At 73.5% G+C, this 21,420-nt stretch carries 10 protein-coding genes; 6 read left to right on the top strand and 4 right to left on the bottom strand.

The genetic code is table 11. The annotated features are described in order from the left end of the window. Nucleotides 1–297: 297 nt before the first annotated feature. Both BLQ62_RS04430 and BLQ62_RS04425 read left to right on the top strand, forming a co-directional pair. Nucleotides 298–6,909, top strand: a complete 6,612-nt coding sequence (locus BLQ62_RS04430) for a non-ribosomal peptide synthetase (protein ID WP_231857658.1) — start codon at nucleotides 298–300, stop codon at nucleotides 6,907–6,909. After that, complete coding sequence (locus BLQ62_RS04425) at nucleotides 6,906–7,934, top strand: iron-siderophore ABC transporter substrate-binding protein (RefSeq protein ID WP_231857659.1); 1,029 nt, start codon at nucleotides 6,906–6,908, stop codon at nucleotides 7,932–7,934. Before BLQ62_RS04430 ends, BLQ62_RS04425 begins: the two co-directional genes overlap by 4 nt. A gap of 66 nt (nucleotides 7,935–8,000) precedes the next feature. On the opposite strand, the gene BLQ62_RS04420 is transcribed toward BLQ62_RS04425, so the two are convergent. Next, on the bottom strand, nucleotides 8,001–8,897 hold the full coding sequence (locus BLQ62_RS04420; RefSeq protein ID WP_068567061.1) for a siderophore-interacting protein: 897 nt from the start codon (nucleotides 8,895–8,897) through the stop codon (nucleotides 8,001–8,003). A gap of 115 nt (nucleotides 8,898–9,012) precedes the next feature. On the opposite strand from BLQ62_RS04420, the gene BLQ62_RS04415 reads away from it, so the two are divergent. From BLQ62_RS04415 to BLQ62_RS04405, 3 genes are read left to right on the top strand one after another with little or no spacing between them, the layout of a single operon-like run. After that, a complete protein-coding gene (locus BLQ62_RS04415) occupies nucleotides 9,013–9,249 on the top strand; it encodes a phosphopantetheine-binding protein (RefSeq protein WP_068567063.1) in 237 nt (78 codons plus the stop codon). After that, a complete protein-coding gene (locus tag BLQ62_RS04410) occupies nucleotides 9,246–9,446 on the top strand; it encodes an MbtH family protein (RefSeq protein WP_068567065.1) in 201 nt (66 codons plus the stop codon). The genes BLQ62_RS04415 and BLQ62_RS04410 overlap by 4 nt, the downstream gene beginning before the upstream one ends. Nucleotides 9,447–9,475: 29 nt before the next feature. Next, nucleotides 9,476–15,769, top strand: a complete 6,294-nt coding sequence (locus BLQ62_RS04405) for a non-ribosomal peptide synthetase (protein ID WP_083350792.1) — start codon at nucleotides 9,476–9,478, stop codon at nucleotides 15,767–15,769. 66 nt (nucleotides 15,770–15,835) lie between these two features. On the opposite strand, the gene BLQ62_RS04400 is transcribed toward BLQ62_RS04405, so the two are convergent. Then, the gene (locus tag BLQ62_RS04400; protein ID WP_068567070.1) at nucleotides 15,836–16,822 is read right to left on the bottom strand and encodes a Fe2+-enterobactin ABC transporter substrate-binding protein; all 987 of its coding nucleotides are present in this window, start codon (nucleotides 16,820–16,822) and stop codon (nucleotides 15,836–15,838) included. 113 nt (nucleotides 16,823–16,935) lie between these two features. On the opposite strand from BLQ62_RS04400, the gene BLQ62_RS04395 reads away from it, so the two are divergent. Further along, nucleotides 16,936–17,862, top strand: coding sequence for an LLM class F420-dependent oxidoreductase (locus tag BLQ62_RS04395; RefSeq protein WP_068567072.1), 927 nt, complete (start codon nucleotides 16,936–16,938; stop codon nucleotides 17,860–17,862). 86 nt (nucleotides 17,863–17,948) lie between these two features. Here the strand turns inward: BLQ62_RS04395 and BLQ62_RS04390 are convergent, their stop codons facing one another. Both BLQ62_RS04390 and BLQ62_RS04385 read right to left on the bottom strand, forming a co-directional pair. Next, nucleotides 17,949–19,919, bottom strand: coding sequence for a GMC family oxidoreductase N-terminal domain-containing protein (locus BLQ62_RS04390; protein ID WP_068567074.1), 1,971 nt, complete (start codon nucleotides 19,917–19,919; stop codon nucleotides 17,949–17,951). Between the two features lie 41 nt (nucleotides 19,920–19,960). Next, nucleotides 19,961–21,382 (bottom strand): aldehyde dehydrogenase family protein, encoded by a 1,422-nt coding sequence (locus BLQ62_RS04385; RefSeq protein ID WP_068567076.1) that lies wholly within the window; start codon nucleotides 21,380–21,382, stop codon nucleotides 19,961–19,963. Between the last annotated feature and the right edge of the window lie 38 nt (nucleotides 21,383–21,420).

Below are 21,420 nucleotides of genomic sequence, written 5' to 3'. Positions count from 1 at the left end.
CTCCCGATCGGGCAGCATCCTCGATAGCGGTTAGCCTAACCAAAGCCTAACAACGGAGCCACGTTCATTCCATCGGAGCACAAGGGGATCACCATTTCCACGATCGACACCGGGACCGGGTCCGCGCAGTCGACGAACCTGACCGAGGCCGCCCACGACCTCTGGCTGGGCCACCACGCCGCCGCACACCCCGCGGCCTACACCACCGCCGAGGCCGCCTACCTGGGCGATCACGCCGATCCGGACCTGCTGGCCGAGGCCACCCGGCGGGCGCTCGTGGAGTCGGGGCTGGCGCGCGTGCGCTTCGTCGAGGAGCACGGCGTGCCGCGGCGGATCAGCGATCCCACGGCCACGCCGGTGATCGAGCGCGCCGACGTCGGGGACGTCGACGCCGCCCGCCGCCTCTTCCGGCGCGCGGCGCACCGGACGATCGACCCGGTGCGCGACCGGACGGTGGGCGCCCTGGTCGTGCGCATCGCGCACGAGGACGGGCCGCGCATCGGCTGGTGCCTGTGGGCGCACCACCTGATCCTGGACGGCTACGGCTACGCCCTGCTCCGGCGGCGGATCGGCCGGATCTACGCCGCCCTCGCGGAGGGAACCGAACCGCCCGCGTCCCGGCTGATCACCCCGGAGTCGCTGCCCGCCCCCGAGCCCGCCGACGGACCGGGGAACGACCCCGCTGTCCGCCCCCTGACCCGCTGGTCCGAGGGCGAGGCCCCCGCGACGCCGGGCCCGCTGCACGCCGTGCGCACCGTCGACGCGGGGACGGTACCCACCCCCTGGGCCCCGTGGACCGTCGCCGCCGTCGCCGCGTACACCGCGCGCCTGACGGGCACGACCGACGTGCGCGTCGGCGTTCCCGTCCTGGGCCGGGCGTCCGCGAGCATGAATTCGCCGCTCTCGGCGGCCTGGATCGCCGCGTTGCCGCTCACCGTCGAGCCGGAGACGACCCCGGCCGAGCTGGCCGCCGCGGCGGAGAGCGGCCTGCGCGCCGTCGCCGCCGGCGAGCATCACCGCACCGGCGCCGGCGTGCTCGTCAACGTCAAGCCCTTCGCCTCGAACCTCCCGATCCCCGGCGGCCCCTCCGACTTCGAGGTACTCGCCGCGGGCCCGATCGCCGACGTCTCGATCACCGTCGAATCGCTGCAGACCGACGCGGGGCCGCGCCTGCGGATCGACCTCGCCGCGAACCCGGACCTGCACACCGCCGCCGAGATCGCCGGGCACGCCGACCGGCTCGCGGCGTTCACGGCGGCGTTCTTCGCCGCACCGGACGCGCCCGCCGCCGAGATCGACTGGTTCACGGCCGCCGACGCGCGGGCCTGGGCCGCCGCTACCGGCGAGCGGACCCTGGTGCAGGCCTTCGACGCCCGGGCCGAGGAGACTCCGGACGCGCCCGCCGTCCTCTCCCCCGACGGTGCCGCCCTCACCTACGCGGACCTGCGCGCCGCGTCCGAGGAGCTCGCCGACCGCCTGCGGGAGGCCGGTGTCGCGGCGGGCGACCTCGTGCAGATCTCCGTTCCCCGCGGCCCCGAGGTGGCCACCGCGGTACTCGGCGTCCTCCGGACGGGGGCCGCCTACCTGCCCGTCGACCCCGGAACCCCCTCCGCGCGAGCGGACTTCATCGTCGCGGACGCCGGGCCGACCGCCGTGGTCCGCGCGGACGGTGCCGTCGATGCGCTGGCCCCGAACCCGGACGCCGCGCGGGTGCCGCACGGCACCGCCTACGTGATCTACACCTCCGGATCCACGGGCACGCCCAAGGGCGTGCCCATCGGGCACCAGCACGTGCTCCGCCTGTTCACCGCGACCGCCCTGCGATTCGGCCCCGCGGACCGGTGGATCATGTTCCACTCCTACGCCTTCGACTTCGCGGTGTGGGAGCTGTGGGGCGCGCTGCTGCACGGCGGCGCCGTCGTGACACCCACCCGCGAGGACGTCACCGATCCCGCCCGGGTCGCGGAACTGATCGAGCGGCACGGGGTCACCGTGCTGAACCAGACGCCCGCCGCGTTCTACGCGCTGCAGCACGAGCTGTCCGCCGCCGCCGCGGAGAAGTTGCGGCACATCGTCTTCGGTGGCGAGCGCCTCGAGCCCGCGCGGCTGCGGCCGTGGTTCGACCGGTTCGGTGATCATGTCACCGGCACCGGGCCCGCCTTGGTGAACATGTACGGCATCACCGAGACCACGGTGCACGTGACCGAGCACGTGCTCCGGGAGTCCGACTCCCCGGCGTCGATCATCGGCCGGCCCCTCGCCGATCTGCGCGCCTACGTCCTCGACGAGAACCGGGAGCCGGTGCCGCCCGGACGGATCGGTGAGATGTACGTCGCCGGCCCGGGCCTGTCCGCGGGCTACCTCGGGCGTCCCGATCTGACGGCGGACCGGTTCGTGCCCGATCCCTTCGGGGAGGGCAGGATGTACCGCACCGGCGACCGCGCCCGGGTCACGCCCACGGGGCTGCTCGAGTACATCGGCCGCACCGACGATCAGGTGCAGCTGCGCGGGCACCGCGTCGAGCCCGCGGAGATCGACGCCGCGGCCATCGACCATCCCGACGTGGCGGGCGCCGTCACGGTGCTCACGGCGCTGCCCAGCGGCGACGACGGACTCGTCACCTACGTCCTCGCGCCCGCCGGGTCCGAGGACGCGGTGCTGGCTCACCTCGCCGCCCGGCTCCCCGGCTACATGGTGCCCGCGCTGGTGATCCCGCTGCCGCGGTTCCCGCTGACGGTCAACGGCAAGGTCGACAAGCGCGCCCTCCCCGCGCCCGCCTTCGCGGGGACGGCCGGCACCGGACCGCGCGCCACCGGACTCGTCGGCGAGGTCTGCGCGGTCTTCGCCGAGGTCACCGGCGTCGACGCGGTCGACCCGGACGACGGTTTCTTCGCCCTCGGCGGGCATTCCCTGCTCGCCGTGCACCTGGTGCGTCGCCTCGCTGAGCTGCCCGGGCTCGCCGCTGTGCGCCTGGCGGACGTCTTCGCCGGCCCCACCCCACGCGCCCTCGCCGCGCTCGCCGGCGACGGCGCGCAGGCCGGGCACGCGACGGACGGACCGACGGCCGGCGCCGCCGGCGCGGGCCCCACCCCGCTCTCTCCAGCGCAGGAGCGCCTGTGGCTGCTCTCCCGGCTCGAGGGCGCGGACGCCTACCTCCTCGGCCTGGTGCTGCGCCCCACCGACGGCCGCCCCCTCGACGTGGACGCCGCGCTGGCGGCCCTCACCGATGTCGCCCGACGGCAGGAGAGCCTGCGCACCCGCTTCCCGGTGCAGGACGGTGCGCCCGTGCAGGAGGTTCTCTCCTGGTCACCGCGACCGACTGCGGTCCCCGATCTCCGCGCCGCGGTCGCCGAGGCGCTGGCGAGCGGCTTCGACCTCGCCACCGCGCCGCCGGTGCGCACCTTCGCCGCGCCGGAGGGCATCGGCGTCGCCATGCACCACATCATCGGCGACGAGTCCTCCCGCGAGCGGTTCACCGAGGAGTTCGGGCGCGCCTACGCCGCTCGGCTCGCGGGCGAGCCGGGCGCGGACTGGCCGGCCGACGCCCCCACCTACCGGGACGTGACGCTGTGGCAGCAGGAGAACGCCGGCGACGGCGCCGAGCGCGGTCTCGCCTTCTGGCGCGAGGCCCTCGCCGACGCCCCCACCGAGCCGTCGTGGCGCACGGACTTCCCGCGCCCCGCGCTGCCGACCGGCGCGGGCGCCGTCGTGCGGACCCGGCTCGGTGCCGCGGAGCACCGGCGGCTGCGGGCCGTGGCCGAGGCGGCGGACGCCAGCGTGTTCATGGCGCTGCACGCCGCGCTCGCGGTCACGCTGCGCCGCTTCGGTTCCGGCGACGACCTCTGCGTGGGCACGCCGGTGGCCGGCCGCGATCACCCCGCGACGGACCCGCTCATCGGCTGCTTCGTCAACACCGTGGTGCTGCGCACCGACCTGAGTGCGGTCGTGAGCTTCGAGGATGCGCTGGGCCACGTCCGGGACCGTGACCTCGGCGCCTTCGCGCACGCCGCCGTCCCGTTCGACGCGGTGGTCGACGCCGTGAACCCGCCCCGCGCGAGCGGCCGTCACCCGCTGTTCCAGGTGATGCTCTCGCACTGGGCGGGGAGCCCGACCGATGCGCGCATGACGACGGAACTCGTGGGCACCGAGACCGCGAAGTTCGACCTGTCGTTCCGGTGCGTCGAGACCACCGACGCCGAGGGCGGCGCGGGGATCGCGATCGACCTCGAGTACTCCACCGAGCTGTTCGCCCCGTCGACCGCGCAGCGCCTGGCCGAGCGGTTCCGCCTCGCGTTGACCGAGCTGCCCGCCGCGCCCACGGCGCCCCTCACCGCGGCCGACCTGCTCACCGACGCCGAGCGTGACGAGCTGCGCGCCTGGTCGTACACCGCGCACGAGGAGCCGGCGCGCGAGTTCGCGGAGGTCTTCCTCCCGATCGCCCGCACCGATCCCGCCGCAGAGGCGCTGGTCTGCGGGGGCGCGCGCTACACCTACGGTGACGTGCTCGCCTGGACCGATGCGCTCGGCGCGCACCTGGTGGCGCTCGGCATCGGCCGCGGCGACGTGGTCGGCATCGCCCTGCCCCGCAGCGCGGAGATGATCGCCGCGGTGGTCGCGGTCCTGCGGGCCGGGGCGGCCTACGTGCCCCTCGATCCCAGCTACCCCGCGGACCGGCTGGCCGACATGATCGACGACGCCGCCCCGAAGGTGATCCTCGGCGAGCCGGACTTCGTGGCGGCCTTCGCCCCCGGCGGGGCGCTCGCCGCGACCGGGGGCGGCGCCGAGGTCGAATCGCTCCGGCGGGAGGCACCGTCGCCCGACGACCTGGCGTACCTGATCTACACGTCCGGTTCGACGGGGCGCCCGAAGGGCGTGGAGGTCGCGCACCGCGGCATCGCCGATCTGCTGGTGCTGCAGCGCGATGTGATCGGCATGGGCCCGCACACCCGCGCCCTGCACTTCTCCTCGATCAGCTTCGACCTCGGCTTCTGGCAACTGATGTGGGGGCTGTGCTCGGGCGGGACGCTGGTCGTCGCGCGCGAGGAGGACCGGATCCCCGGCCGGCCGCTGCTGGAGGTGATCGAGGCCGAGCGGGTGAACTTCGTCGGCGTACCCCCGTCCTTCGCCGCGGCCTTCCCGCCCGATGCGGACCTGGCACCGGGCATCGATCTCATGCTCGGCGCCGAGAAGCTGACTCCCTCGCTCATCGCACGGTTCGCCCCGGGACGGCGGCTGTTCAACGCCTACGGCCCCACCGAGTGCACCGTCAACGCGACGATCGCGACGATCGCGCCCGAGCACACCGGCCCGGTGCCCATCGGCCCGCCCGACCCCGGCATGCGCGGCTACGTCCTCGACGAGGGGCTGCGTCCGGTGCCGCCCGGCACCGTCGGTGAGCTCTACCTGGGTGGGCCGTCGGTGGCGCTGGGCTACCGCAACCGGCCCGAGCAGACGGCCGAGCGGTTCCTCGACGACCCGTTCGTGCCGGGCGGACGGATGTACCGCACGTCCGACCTGGTGTGGTGGGGCGAGGACGGACAGCTGTACTTCGGCGGACGGGCCGATTCGCAGGTCAAGGTGCGCGGCTTCCGGATCGAGCTCGGCGAGATCGAGACCGTGATCGGCGCCGACGAATCGGTGGCCGATGTCGCGGTCGCGGTGCTCGGCGAGCGGATCGTCGCGTACGTGACCACCGTCGCGGGCGCGACGTTCGACGCCGACGCGCTGACCCGGCGCGCCCGCTCCCGGCTGCCGCAGTACATGGTGCCGGCGATCTTCGTGCCGCTGCCCGAGTTCCCCCGCCTGCCCAACGGCAAGGTGGACCTGAAGTCCCTCCCGGAACCGGCCTCCGCGCACAAGATCTCGGGCCGCGGACCGCGGACCCCGCGCGAGGAGCGCGTGTGCGCGATGTTCGCGCGCACGCTCGGGCTGGACGCGGTGGGCATCGACGACAACTTCTTCGACCTCGGCGGGCACTCCCTGCTGGCCGCCAGGTTGATGACCGAGATCGGCGCGGAGTTCGGCGTGAACGCGACCGTCGCCACGCTGTTCGCGGCGCCGACCGTGGGCGAGCTGGTCGCCCGCCTGGAGTCCGGTGCGGGCGAGGAGGACTCGGGCCTGGGCCCGGTGCTGCCGTTCCGCACCACGGGCGACGGTGCGCCGGTGTTCTGCTTCCACCCCGCGGGCGGGATCAGCTGGGGCTACGCGGGTCTGCTGCGTCACCTCGACGAGCGCTTCCCGCTGTACGGCATCCAGGCGTCGAACCTGGCGACCGGCTCGCGGCCGCCCGGGACGCTGCGCGAGATGGCGCTCGAGTACCTGGAGCGGATGCGCGAGGTCGCCCCGCACGGGCCGTACCACCTGGTCGGCTGGTCGCTCGGCGGCGTCGTGGCGCACGCCATCGCCGCGGAGCTGCAAGCCGCCGGGGAGCCGGTGGGCGTGGTGGCGATGCTCGACTCCTTCCCGTCGGACGCCTGGCCGTCGGTACCCACCGAGCAGGACGCCCTCGCGGCGCTGCTCTACATGGTGGGCTACGACCCGCAGCCCCTGGTGGACAAGGGGATCACGCGGCAGGCAGTGATCGACGTGCTGCAGTCGGAGGGCAGCGCGCTGGCCGGCATCACCGAGGTCACGCCCAACGCGATGATCGACAACTTCGCCAACGCGGTGAACCTGGAGGCCGAGCCGTACCAGGCCGAGGTGGACGGCGACCTCGTCTTCTTCACCGCGGCGCGCAACCCCGCGACGTCGGCGACGTACCCGCTGTGGCGGCCGTACTTCACCGGCACCATCGACAACCACGACGTGGACTGCGAGCACAAGGACATGACGCAGCCCGGACCGATCGCCGAGATCGGCCGCACATTGAACTCCGCACTCCTGCGGGCAGATGAAAGGAACACCCGGTGACACTTCGATTCCGTCGAGCGCGCATCGCGCTCGCCGCCACCGCGGCCATGACCATGCTGGTCACGGCCTGCGGCTCGGGCGGATCGTCCGATGACTCCTCGTCGTCGCAGGACACGGCGGGCTTCCCCGTGTCCATCCAGTCCGCGCTCGGCACTGCCGAGATCGCGAAGAAGCCGGAGCGCGTCGTCACCCTCGGGTGGGGCAGCACCGAGGCGGCCGTCGCCCTGGGTGTGATCCCCGTCGGCATGCGGGACATGAAGTCCGACTGCGGCTGCGAGGGCGGCATCGTGCCGTGGGTCAAGGACAAGCTGGGCGATGCGAAGCCCACCCTGCTGGCCGAGTCGAGCAAGTCGATCCCGCTCGAGCAGATCGCCGCGCTCAAGCCCGACGTGATCCTCGCCGTGCAGTCGGGACTCACCGCGGACCAGTACGCGAACCTGTCCAAGATCGCGCCGACGGTGGCCTACCCCGGCCGCACGTGGCAGACCTCCTGGAAGGACCAGACCACCACCGTCGGTAAGGCCCTGGGCAAGGACAAGGAGGCGGCCTCGCTGGTCGCCACCGCCGACAAGCAGATCGCCGACGCCAAGGCCGCGCACCCGGAGTTCGCCGGCAAGACCATCGCCGCGGCGAGCGCCACCACCACGGACGGCCTGAACATCTACTTCGACACCGATCCCCGCACCCAGCTGCTCGGGAGCCTGGGCTTCACCCCGCTCCCGTCGCTGGCCGCGCTGCGCGAGCAGACCCCGCCCGGCAAGTTCGCCGCGCCGGTCAGCTGGGAGAACGTGCCGCAGTACAACCCCCAGGTGCTCACCTCCTGGTACCTGGACGCCGCGAAGCAGCAGTCGACCGAGTCCAACCCGGTCTTCACCAGCCTCACCGCCCCGCAGCGCAAGTCCTACGTGCCGCTGACGGATCCGCCGCTGGTGTTCGCCGTGAGCTCGCCGAACGTGCTGAACCTGCCCTGGATGCTGGAGCGCTACCTGCCGCTGCTCAGCACGGCCGCTAAGAACGCCGGCTGACACTCCGCACACGAAGACGAAAGGGCCCCGGGAGCGATCGCTCCCGGGGCCCTTTCGTCTTCGCGGTCAGAGGCCCGCGGCCTCGAGCGCCTGCTCGTACAGATCAGTGGCCTCGTCGCGGGACTTGCCCGCCGCCAGCGCCTCGGCGAAGACGGCGCGCAGCCGCTCCTCCCCCGCCGCCTCGAAGCGCTTGGTCCACGCCTCGGCGTCGTGCCGCCAGTACCCCACCACGTCGGCCCGGTCGCGCGCCCAGCCCAGGCCCCGCACGTGCTTCTTCGCCGCGCGGGTGTCGGCCGCCTCCCCCGCGAGCCACAGGTAGCCGTCCGTCGGCAGGTCGACGGTGCGCAGCACCTCCGGCAGGCGGCTGGGCGCGGCGCCGTTGCCGGTGCCGATCACCTCGACCACCTCGGTGCCCGGCCGCTCGGGGAGATAGGCGATCTCACTGCGATCGAGAACCTCGGCGATGACGGTCACGTCGACGCCCGCGGGCGTCTCCTCCAGGATGCGGGCGAGCGCCGGCAGCGCTGCGAGATCGCCGGCGAGGACGTGCCGCGACGCGTCCGCGGGGGGCGCGTACCAGGAACGGGGACCGGCGGCGAGCAGTCGCCACCCGGGCCGCGCGGCGCGGAACCAGTCGATGGCGGGCCCGTGCCCGTGCTCGGCCACGTCCACCAGCATCCGGCGGGTTGCGGGATCGTAGGCGCGCACCGAGTAGTTGCGGTGCCCCGCGCTGCGCTCGGGATCGCCGATCTCCCAGCCGCCGAGGGCCGCGGGGTCCTCCGAGGGGCGGGCGCGCAGCTCGTCACCGTCGGGGGAGAAGTAGAAGGCGATCGACTCGTCCCCCGGCGCGATGGGGACGTAGCCCCCGTCGGTGCCGTCGCCCACCTCGAACTCGAGGCGCAGCAGGTTCTCCGCGACCTGCGAGGTGGCGGTGAGGGTCAGGACGAAATCGTTCCACTTCATGGATCACTCCAACCGTCGGGCCGCGCCGCGGTGCAGCATGCGCGACCTCCTAGTGCCAAGTGTAGGCTTACCTACCTGATCGACCGCAGGCTACCTCAAGGAGACGGTTTCCGACATGTCCACCTCCCCCCTGACCGCTGAGCGCGTGCGCGCCGACGTCGCCGAGCTGCTGCAGGTGCCCCCGCAGTCGATCGCGGACGATGACAACCTCTTCGACCTCGGGCTGGACTCGGTACGCGTGATGACGCTGATCCAGCGCTGGCGCGACGCGGGCGCCGCCGACATCGAGTTCCCCGATCTCGCGGAGCAGCCGGAGCTTGCCCACTGGCAGCAGCTCGTGGTGGGCGGGTGAATCCGTTCGACGATTCGGACGCCGGCTTCCTGGTCCTGCGCAACGCGAGTGGTCAGCGCTCGCTGTGGCCGCGCTTCGCTCGGGTCCCCGCGGGCTGGTCCGTCGAGTACGGTCCCGCCTCGCGCGCGGACTGCCGCGACCACGTCGACGCCGTCTGGACGGACCTGCGCCCGCAGCCCGTCCCCCTCCCCCGCTAGCCCCTTCGCACCGCCCAGGAGCCACCGCCGTGACCCTCGCAGAGGCCACCCCTTCCCCGGTACCGGCAGGCGCCGACGCACCGACCCTGTTGTCCCTCACCGCGGCACAGCTCGGGATCTGGAACGCCCAACGGCTGGAGCCGGATTCGCCGTACTACGTGGTGGGCGACGTCCTGGAGATCGCAGGCGAACACCCCGTCGACCTGGCGGCGCTGCGCACGGCCATCGCCCGCACGCGCGCCGAGGCCGGCAGCCTGCGGCTGCGGGTGGTGCACACGCCCGACGGTCCGCGGCAGTGGATCGACGCCTCGCCCCCGCCGGAGCCGGCCGTGGTCGACCTGCGGGGCGAGGCGGACCCGCGGGCCGCGGCCGAGGCCGCGGTGACCGCCGAACGCGCGCGGCTGGCGGTGCACTGCGCGCCGATGACCGACCGGGACCTGTTCGCCTACACGATCCTGCGGCTCTCGGACACCGAGGTCTGGTACACCCAGCTGGGGCACCACCTCGTCTTCGACGGCTACTCCGCCGCGATGCTCTCGCGCCGCGTCGCGGCCCACTACAGCGCGCTGCGGGCGGGCACCGCGCCGCCGGCCTCGCCCTTCGGCTCGTTCGCCGACTTCGTCGACGCCGATCGCGAGTACCGCGCGAGCACGCAGCACGAGGACGACCGCGCCCACTGGCGCGACGTGCTCACGCCCCTGCCCGATCCGCCGGAGCGCCCGGGCCTCGACGGTCCCGCGGGTGCCGTGCACACCGCCCGCGCGGAGCTGCCCGCCGAGGTCTTCGACGAGCTGCGCCGGGTGGCCGACGAGTCCGGGACCACCTGGGGCGAGGCGCTGATCGCCTGCTACGCCGCGTTCCTACACCGCACGCTCGGTGAGTCCGACGTGGTCTTCGCGATGCCGCTCATGTGCCGTACCGGCCGCGTGGGACTGCGCACCCCGGCGATGGCAGTCAACGTGCTGCCGCTGCGCGTCGCGGTGCGCGCCGAGGACCGCCTGGCGGACCTGAGCACCCGGATCGCGGAGACCATGCGCGGCATGCGGGCCCACCAGCGCTACCGCGGCGAGGACCTGCCGCGCGATCTCGGCGCCCCGAACGTGGGCGCGCTGCTGCACGGCCGCGGCATCAACCTCAAGGCCTTCGACCTCACCCTCGACTTCGCGGGGTCGGCGGGCACGATGCGCAACGTGGCGGGCGGACCGCCGGAGGACTACGGGCTCAGCGTGATCCCCACGACGACCGGCGGACTCCTGCTGGGTTTCGAGGTCGACGCGCGCTCGGCGTCGCCGGCGCAGGTGCAGGGCCGGCTCGACACCGTGATCGCACTGATCACCGCCCTCGCCGCACCGGCCGCGCCCGCGCTCGGTGAGGTGGACCTGCTCCCGCCGGGCCTGCGCGCGGAGCTGATCGACCGTTCCCGCACACCGGGATCGGCGCATCCGGCGCAGACCGTGCCGGACGCGCTCGCCGCGCAGGCGCAGCGCGATCCGGGTGCCCTCGCGCTGGTCCACGGCGACGAGGAGCTCACCTTCGGCGAGCTCGCCGAGCAGGTGCACCGCACCGCCCGGATGCTGCGCGCCGAGGGCGTCGGCGCGGAGGACGTGGTGGCGCTGGCGCTGCCGCGCGGCGTCGAGCTGGTGACCTGCCTGCTCGCGGTGCTGGACGCGGGCGCCGCGTACCAGTACCTCGATCCCGCGCACCCGCCCGCCCGGCACGCCGAGCTGGTCGCCGACTCGCGCCCCGCCCTGCTGCTGACCGTCGTGGGTTCCGCCGTCCCGCAGGGCTTTCCCGTCCTGCTGCTCGACGACCCCGCGGTGCGCGCCCGGCGCGCGGCGCTCTCGGGCGCTCCCCTCGCGGCGCCGGAGCTCGCCGCCCCGCGGCACCCGGACCACCTCGCCTACATCATCCACACCTCCGGCTCCACGGGCCGGCCCAAGGGCGTAGCGGCACGGGCCGGCGGACTGACCAGCCTGCTGCAGCACCACCGCTCGACGCTCGTGGAACCGGCGACCGGCGGGGACGCCGACCGGCGGCTGCACTGTGCGCACACCTACTCGTTCTCCTTCGACGCCTCCCTCGACCAGCTGCTGTGGCTGCTGGGCGGGCACGCGCTGCACGTCTACGACACGGACACCGCCCGCGACGCCGACGCTCTGCTCGCCGCCTACCGCGCGGACCGGATCGACGTCGTGGACACCACCCCGTCGATGGCGGCGCCGCTGATCGACGCGGGGCTGCTCGACGGCGAGCACCGCCCGGCCCTGCTCATCCTGGGCGGCGAGGCGACCGGCCCTGCCCTGTGGCGGCGGATCGCGGGCACGGGCGTGCCCGCGGTCAACCTCTACGGCCCCACCGAGGCCGCGGTGGACGCCACCGCGGCGGTCGTGGCCGGCGAGACGCCCGTCATCGGCCGGGCCGTACCCGGCACCGCCGCGTACGCGCTCGACGGTGCGCTGCAACCGGTCCGGGACGGCGAGATCGGCGAGCTGTACCTCGCCGGACCCCACCTGGCACGCGGCTATCTCAACCTGCCCGCCGCGACCGCGGAGCGGTTCGTCGCGAACCCCTTCGGCGCCCCGGGATCCCGGATGTACCGCACCGGCGACCGCGTGCGCCGGCACGGCGATGCCGGCTACGAGTACCTCGGCCGCGGCGACGGCCAGGTCAAGATCCGCGGCTACCGGATCGAGCTGGCGGAGGTCGAGACCGCGCTCGCGGCCGTCGCGGGGGTCACCAGCGCCGCTGCCGTGGTGCGTACCGACGCCGGCCGGGATCGCCTGGTGGGCTACGTGACCGGCGCCGTCACCGCCGACGGCGTCCGTGCCGCGCTGGGCGCTGCGATGCCCGAGCACATGGTGCCGTCGGCGGTGCTGGTACTCGACGAGCTACCGGTGACGATCAACGGCAAGCTCGAACGCGCCGCGCTGCCCGCCCCCGCCGTCGCCGCGTCCGGCCGCGCCCCGCGCACCGACCGCGAACGCATTCTCTGCGCGGTGGTGGCGGCCGCGTTCGAGGTGAGCACCGTGAGCGTCGACGACGACTTCTTCAGCCTGGGCGGCGACAGCATCAGCGCCATCACCGTGTGCAGTGAGCTGCGCTCGCGCGGGCTGGAGATCCGGCCGCGGGACTTCCTCTCCGGCAGCGGCTTCGCCGCGCTCGCCGCCGCGGCCACGGAGATCGCCACCGAGGAGCAGGGGCCCGTCGCCGCGGCCGACGGCACGTTCGCCGCACCGCCGATCGTCGCCGCGCTGCTCGCGCTCAACCCCGATCCGGCGGACATCGCCGGGTACGCGCAGTGGATCGCCCCCGAACTGCCCGACGGCGCGAGCCCGGAGACCGTGCGCGCCGCCCTGCACGCCGTGGTCGCGGCGCATCCCGCGCTGCGGCTGCGCCTGACCGGCGGCACGCTCACCGTCGTCGCCGAGGTCCCGGACCTCGAGGTCAGCGTGGGTACGGGCGCCGTCGACGACGCCGCGGCCGCACTCGCCGCCGAGCTCGACCCGGCCTCGGGCGCCGTGCTGCGGGCGCGCATCGTGCGCGGCGACGGCGCCCCGGACCGGCTCGTACTGGTGATCCACCACCTCGCCGTCGACGGCGTCTCCTGGCGGGTGCTGCTCGCCGACCTGCCGCAGGCGCACCGCGCCGCGATGGAGGGCGGTGCGCCCGCGGTGCGGGCCGAGGCCACCCCGTGGCGCGCGCACGCGCTAGCGCTGGCCGAGCACGGCGAGAACGGCTCCTACCGTGCGGAATCCGGCTACTGGCGGGATGCACTCGCCGATGCCGAGCGGCTCGGCGGGCGCCTGCTGAACCCCGCGATCGACCGGGTCGCCACCGCCACCGTCACGCGCACCCGCATCGCGGCGCCGGTCGCGGCCGCGGTCACCGGTGCCCTCGCGAGCGCCTACCGCGCCAACGCGGAGGAGACGCTCCTCGCGGCGCTCGCCCTGGCGCTGCGCCTGCGCCGTCGCCGCGCGGGCCTGGACCCGCGGCCCGCGGCGACGGTCACCGTCGAGGGGCACGGACGCGAACAGGTGATCCGCTCCGCCGATCTCGCGCGGACCGTCGGCTGGTTCACGCTCGAACACCCCGTCCGACTGCCGGTTCCGCTCGCGGACGACGCGCTCACCGATGCGCTCGCCGGCGGCGACGCGGCGGGCCGCCTGGTGCGCGCCGTCAAGGAGGCCCGGCGCGGGGTTCCCGGCCACGGGGTCGGCTACGGCGTGCTCCGGCACCTCGATCCCGGCGCGGAGCCGATGGCGCCCGCGCCGGACGTGGTGTTCAACTACCTCGGGCGGTTCGCCGCCCCCGACGGCGGCTGGCGACTGCCGGCGGACACCCCGTTCTCCGTCCTCGACCCCGCCGCCAAGGCGTTGGAGCAGGTGCTGGCGATCAACTGCTTCGACGGCGACGACGGGCTCACCGTCGAGTGGACCGCGGCCGGCGGCGTCCTCGGTCCCGCCGCGGTCGCGGACCTGCAGGAGTGCTGGGCGGAGGCCGTGTCGGCACTCGCCGCGCACGCGGAGCGGATCGGGCCCGACGGCGGCGGCCTCACCCCGTCGGACCTGCCCCTGGTGACGCTGGACCAGGCCGACATCGACCTGCTGGAGCACGACGGCCCGGTCGCGGACGTCCTGCCCGCCACCGCGCTGCAGGTGGGCCTCGCCTATCACTCGGAGGTCCTCGCCGACGGCGAGCCCGACAGGTACATAGTGCAGGCCGCGACGTACCTGCGCGGCCCCGTCGACCCGGACCGTATGGCCGCGGCGGCCGCCGAGCTGCTGCGCCGGGTGCCCTCGCTGCGCACCCGGCTCGGCTACACCGCCTCCTCCGATGTGGTGCAGGTGATCCCGGAGGCCGTGCGGCCCGAGTTCGCCTTCCACGACCTGACGGACCGCCCGAACCCGGCGGCCGCGTTCGCCGCGATCGCCGCGGCCGAGCAGGCGCGTCGCTTCGATCCGGAGACCGCCCCGTTGATCCGGTTCCTGCTGTGCCGCACCGGCCCCGAGAGCCATCGTCTGGCCCTGACCAATCACCACTGCCTGCTCGACGGTTGGTCCATGCCGATCGCCGGGCGCACGCTGCTGGCGATCTACGCCGAACTGGGCGGCGGCCCCGACGCTCCCGCGGCCGCGCCGCTCGACGCCTACTACCGCTGGCGCGCGGAGCGGGACGTTCCCGCCGCCCGCGCGGCGTGGGAGGAGGAGCTGTCCGGGCTGGACGCCCCGACGCTGCTGGCGCCCACCGGTTCCGGTGCCGCCGATGCGCCGCCCGCGCACACCCTGATCGAGCTCGACGGGGCGCTCACGCGCGGACTCGCCGAGCTGGCGCGCACCCGCGGCACCACCCTGACGAGCGTGCTGCACACCGCGTGGGGCGTACTGCTGGGCCGCCTGACCGGCCGCCGCGACGTGGTCTTCGGGTGCCCGGTCTCGGGCCGACCCGTCGAGGTGCCCGGCGTGGGCACCATGGTCGGGCAGCTCGGCGAGGCGATCGCGGTCCGGGTGCGCGTGGCGCCCGAGCGGCCCGTCGGCGAGGTCCTCGCGGACGTCCACCGCCGATCGATGGCCCTCTCCGACCATCACCACCTGGGGCTGATCGAGATCACCCGCGCCGCCGGGCTCGGCCCGCTGTTCGACACCATGGTGGTCACGGAGAACTTCCCCCTCTCCGACCGGCACGTGCAGCCGGTCGAACCCGGCCTCGATCTGACGGGTGTCGACATCACCGATGCCACGCACTACCCGCTCACCGTGGTCGTGCTGCCCGGCGAGCGCCTGACCCTGCGCCTGGGGTACCGCCCGGACGTGCTCTCCGCGGAGACGGTGCAGGCGTACGGGCGGTTGATCACCGAGGTGCTGCGCGCCGTGGTCGCGGCGCCCGACACCCCCGTCGGCGTGATCGGCGCGCTGCCCGCCGTGGAGCGGGCGGCGATGCTCGCGCTCGGGGCGGTGCCGGCGCGCGGCGAGTACGGCCCGCTGCTCACCGAAGTCGGTGCCCATGTGGCCGCCACTCCCGATCACCCCGCCGTGGTGTGCGACGACCGGCAGCCGCCTCACCGGGAGCCGCGGACCCCGGCCGAGGCGGTGCTGCTCTCCGTCTTCCGCGAGCTGCTCGGCGACGACGCGGTCCGGCTGTCCGACGACTTCACCGAGCTCGGCGGCGACTCGCTGATGGCCCTGCAGCTGATCTCCCGAGCACGCCGCCGCGGCATCGAACTCAGCGCCCGCGACGTGCTGGAGGGGCGCACCGTCGCCGGGATCGCCGCGCGCGCGGACGGCGAGCTGGTCGCGACGGTGACACAGGAGGCGGTGGTCGACTGACACCCGCAACGCACGAGAGCCGCGGCCGAAGATTCCTCGGCCGCGGCTCTCGTGGTTCGGGGCGGACTACTTCGTGAACATCTTCTCGACGACGTCGAGGGTGGCCATCGCCTTGTCGAAGTCGGGGCGCTGGACCCAGTACGGCAGGTCGAAGGCACGGTTCGCGGAGAACGCCGGGAGCGAGGCGTAGACCGGCTGCGAGCGCAGCGAGTTCGCGTCGAAGGTCTGCCCGCTGAAGCCGACGATGAACACCGAGGGCTGCGTCACCGTGCTGGGCAGCTGTTCCGGGGTGATCTCGTAGGAGTCGCCGCCGGCGGTGTACGGCTTGAATTTGCCGCTCGCGAAGATCGGGGCGGGCTCGATGCCGAGCTTGGCGAATTCGGCCGGGACGCCGCGGTTCTCGATCAGGCCGTAGGCCTTGCCCTGTGCGGTCATCGAGAGGAAGGCCACGGGGCCGGGCGGCGGCGTGATGGCCGCCTTGACCTGCGCGACGCGCGCGTCGTACTTCTTCACGGCGTCCTGGTACACCTGCGGCTGGTCGAAGGCCTTGGCGAGGAACTCGAACTGCTGATTCCAGCTCTCCGCCTTGTTGTCGACCACGAGGGTCGGCGCGATGGCCTTGAGCCGGTCGTAGGCGTCGTTCGTCTGCTTGAACGGGAAGCCGAGACCGCCGCCGACGATGAGGTCGGGCTTCTCCGCGGCGATCGCCTCGAGGTTGTAGCCACCGGCCGGCCAGTGCATGAACTTCGTCCCGGCCTTGGTGAAGTCGTCCTTCCAGGCGTCGAAGGGCTGCGCCGTCGCGGGATCGCGGTCGGTGTACTCGGTGACCATCGACACCACGGGCAGGCCGAGGTCGTAGAGGTAGCCCGCGAGGTTGTAGTTGAGCAGCACGACCCGCTTCGGCGCGACGGGGATCGTGATGTCGCCCTTGACCGTGCTGACGGTGCGCGTCGCGCCCGCGTCGGTGCCGGAGTCGGACGAGCCACCGCCGCAACCGGCGACCAGGCCGACGGCGCACAGGATGGCGACCAGGTATCGCACATGCTTGGCCATGAAGTGCCTTTCTCAGAACATTTAGGACAGGCTTATCAAACCATATGGCCGCCGGCCGGCCCTGTGCCCATCGATCGCACGCGTCTCCAGCCGGAGTGGCACAGTGGTCTCCCATGGAGCTACGCATCTTCGTCGAACCCCAGCAGGGTGCCACCTACGCCGACCAGCTCGCCGTCGCGCGGACCGCGGAGGCCGCCGGCTTCGGCGCGTTCTTCCGATCCGACCACTACGTGGCGATGAACGTCGACGGGGCGCCCGGCCCCACCGACTCGTGGATCACCCTGGGCGCGATCGGGCGGGAGACCTCCACCATCCGCCTCGGCACCCTGGTCACCTCCGCGACCTTCCGCTTCCCCGGTCCGCTGGCAATCTCCGTCGCGCAGGTCGACGAGATGTCGGGCGGGCGCGTGGAGCTGGGGCTCGGCGCCGGCTGGTTCTCCGAGGAGCACGCCGCGTACGCGATCCCCTTCCCCGACGTCAAGGAGCGCTTCGCGCGGTTCGAGGAGACCCTGGAGATCGTCACCGGACTGTGGGAGGCGCAGGGCCGGTACACCTTCCGCGGTGAGCACTTCTCGCTCGTGGACTCCCCCGCGCTGCCCAAGCCCGCGCAGGCGCACGTGCCGATCGTGCTCGGCGGCACCGGTAAGAAGCGCAGCGCCGCCCTGGCCGCGCGCTTCGCCGACGAGTACAACACGCCCTTCGTGCCGGTCGAGGAGGCCGCGGCCGTGTGGGCCCGTGTCGACGCCGCCGCCACCGCAGCCGGCCGCGATCCGAAGTCGATCATCAAGTCCGCCGCGCAGGTGGTGTGCGGCGGTTCCGACGAGGCGACGGTCGCGCGCCGCGCCGCGACCATCGGCCGCCAGCTCCCCGAGCTACGGGAGAACGGACTCACCGGCTCCGCCGCGGAGATCGTCGACAAGCTGGGCACCTTCGCCGAGGCCGGCGCCCAGCGCGTCTACCTGCAGGTTCTCGACCAGAGCGATCTCGACCACGTGGAGTGGATCGGCGCCGAGGTGCTGCCGCAGGTCGCTGACCTCTGACCACGGCTGCCGAAACCGGCCCGTTTTTCGATCAGGATGGAAATACATCCGTCTGATCGAGAAACGGGCCGGTTTAGGTTCGGCGGTCAGGCGTCCGCAGCGAGCAGGTTGGTCGCGGTGCGGTGCGCCAGCGCCATCGTGGTGATCATCGGGTTCACGCCGGAGCAGGTGGGCATGCCGCTGGCGTCGGCGATCCACACGCCGCGGGTGTCGTGCAGCTCGCCCGACGGATTCGCCACTGACGTCGCCGGATCCGCACCCAGTGGGGCGCTGCACATCTGGTGCGCGCTGAACACCGGGGTGCCGCCGGGACCGATCGGGATCTCGTTGACCTTCGCGATGTAGGCCTCCAGATCGTCGCCGCGACGCCACGGCTCGAAGCGCTGGCCGGAGAGGTAGATCTGCTGGGCGCCCGCCGCCTCCTGCATCCGGATCGAGACCGCGATGCCCTCCCGCAGGTGCTTGCGGTCCAGCTCGTCGTCGAAGGGGTAGGTGTGCACAGCCTCGCCGTCGGGGCCGATGGTGACGGTGCCCGTGCCGCGGTCCTTGACCAGCACCACCCAGTCGGCACGGTTGCCGTACTGCGCGGCCAGCTCCTTGTGCCGCTCGCCGCCCAGCCAGGGCACGATGCTCGCGAACAGCCCCGGCAGGTGCTGCACGCATTCGATGAGGAACCCGTACCCCGCATCGGCGTCGGCGAACTCGTTCATCACGCCGGCCATCGCGGGACCCTCCCACGGCGCCATCGGCTCGTCGTAGATGCCGCTCACCAGCGTCGCGGGGTGCAGGCGCAGGCTCTGCCCGACGGCGGGGCCGCCGATCCCGGAGCGCAGCAGGAGCGCCGGCGTCTCCAGGCTGCCGGCGGCCACGACCACGGTGGGCGCCTCGATCCGCACCGGCGTCTGCGCGCCGGTGGCGGGGTCGGTGTGCACACCCTCCACGCCGGTGGTGGTGCGCACACCGTCGGCCGCGTCCACGGTGGTGACGGTGGCGATCCGGGTGTTCGGCAGCAGGCGCGCGCCGGCGTCGGAGGCGTCCTGCAGGAACGTGCGCATCGTGCCGTTCTTCGCGCCGGTCTGATCCCCCATGCCGCTGTAGGCGCTGCGCACCACGTCGTAGCGGTCCGGGTTCACGTTGAGGTCGGCGAGCCGGTAGGAGTAGCCCAGGCCCGCCGCGCCGGCCGCGAGCATCCGGTGCGGGCCGTTCTGGGTGGCGACCTCGCTGTTGCAGCCCATCCGCGAGAAGACCGCGTCGAGGTGCTCGTCGAACTCGGGGCCGAGGGCGTCCTCGAGGCCGGCGTCGGCCCACTCCTTGCGCACCACGTCGGGGGTGCGGAGCGAGTTGGACCAGTTCACCGTGCTCCCGCCGCCGACGGTGGCGCCGGCCGCGAGCATCACGGTGCCGTCGGCCGTCGGGAAGAAGCCGCCGCGTAGGAACAGGGTCTGGTAGGCGAAGAGCTCGTTCTGCACGAAGTCGGCCTCGTTGCGGTACGAGCCGCCCTCGACCACGATGACCTTCTTGCCCGCGCGGGCCAGCTCGGCGGCGGTGACGCCGCCGCCGCTGCCGCTGCCGACGATCACGACGTCGGCGGTGAGGGTCTCGCCCGCGGTCGGGGCGATCGTGGTGATGGTCTTGGGAGTCGCGGGCGGCGCGGACACCGGTCCCGGATAGCCCATTCCGGCCCAGAGCGGGTTGCGGCCCTGCTCGTCCATGAGGCCGTAGGCGATCATGGTGGACAGCTGGCACAGGCTCGCGACGGCGAGGCCCGCCTCGGGCGCGATGCCGGAGAGGTTCGCGAGGATCACCTCGCGGATCGCCTGCGGCTGGTTCTTCATGCCGACGAGGGCGGCGGTGTCGAGGAGCTCGCCGAGGCCCTCCAGCTGCTCCTCGGGGAGGTGACCGAGGAGGTACTCCTCCACGGCGGCGTCGACCTGCAGGTCGCTGCCCTTGACGGCCCAGAATCCGGTGGGGTCGTCCTCGCGGGGGACCGAGGCGACGAAGGTGTCGACGACGGCGGTGAGGGTGGCGCGGCGGCGCGCGTCGAAGGTGAAGCTCATGGCGGTGTTCCTTACGGGAGTAGGTGCGGTCGGGTGGGCGCTCAGGGGAGCTGCATCGACTTGGTCTCGAGGTAGTCGTCGAGGCCCCACGCGCCGAACTCCCGGCCGTTGCCCGACTGCTTGTAGCCCCCGAACGGGGCGTGGATGTTGAAGGCACCGTCGTTGATCTGGACCTGTCCGGCCCGGATGCGCCGGCCGACGGCGACGGCGCGGTCGCGGTCCGCGGAGAAGACCGCGGCGTTGAGGCCGTACGGGGTGTCGTTGGCGAGGCGGATCGCCTGCTCCTCGTCGTCGTAGGCCTGGATCACCAGGACCGGTCCGAAGATCTCCTCCCGCACGATCGCCATGTCCTCGGAGACGTCCGTGAAGACGGTGGGCCGCACGAAGTAGCCGCGCTCGAGCCCGTCCGGTGGGGTCGGGCCGCCGGCGACCAGACGCGCACCGTCGGCGATGCCCTTCTCGATGTACCCGACCACCCGGTCGCGCTGCTGCGCGGAGACCAGCGGGCCGACGACGGTGTCGGGCTCGAACGGGCCGCCGACGCGGATCTGCTCGACGCCGGCCGCGGCGATCGCTTCGACCTGCGCCATCGCGGCGCGCGGGACGAGCATGCGGGTGAGCGCGATGCACGTCTGGCCGGAGTTGAGGAAGCAGCCGTTCAGGCCCGCGGAGACGGCTTCGACCAGGTCGGCGTCGTCGAGGACCACGAGCGGGGACTTGCCGCCGAGCTCGAGCGCGACCTTCTTGATGGTCTGCGCGGCGACCGCGCCGATGCGGCGGCCGGCGACGGTGGAGCCGGTGAGCGAGACCATGTCGACCTCGTCGTGGCCGACGAGGGCCTCGCCGACGGACTGCCCGGTGCCGGTGACCACGTTGAACACGCCGGGCGGCAATCCCAGCTGGTCGAAGACCTCGGCGAGCACGAAGGCGGTGAGCGGCGCGACCTCGCTGGGCTTGAGCACGACGGTGCAGCCCGCGGCCAGCGCCGGGGCGACCTTCGCGACCACCTGGTGCAGCGGGTAGTTCCACGGCGTGATCGCGACGACGACGCCGATCGGCTCGCGCACGACGAGGGAGTTGTAGACCGTCTCCTCGAAGGCGTAGGTGCTCGCGACCTCGGCGATCGACACGAGCGACTGCACGGGCAGGCCGGCCTGGACCACGTTGCTGTACGCGAAGGGCATGCCCACCTCCTGGCTGACCAGGGTGGCGATCTCGGTCTGGCGGGCCTGCAGCGCCTGCGCGGCGCGGGTGAGGAACCCGATCCGCTCCTCGAGCGGGGTGCGGGACCAGCCGTCGAAGGCGGCGCGCGCGGCGGCGACTGCGGCGTTCGCGTCCTCGGCGGTGCCGGCGGCGACGCGGCCGATGGCCTCCTCGGTGGTCGCGTCGATGACGTCGATGGTCCCGGTTCCGGTGGACGGGCGCCACCGGCCGTCGATGTAGTGGCTGGTGCGGTCGATCATCGTCGGACTCCTGCGGTCGGCTGTGTTGTTCGGCACTC

Source organism: Tsukamurella pulmonis, from assembly GCF_900103175.1.
GTDB lineage: Bacteria > Actinomycetota > Actinomycetes > Mycobacteriales > Mycobacteriaceae > Tsukamurella > Tsukamurella pulmonis.
The sequence above is the reverse complement of the archived record's forward strand: the minus strand, read 5'-3'. Positions and strand labels throughout refer to the sequence as shown.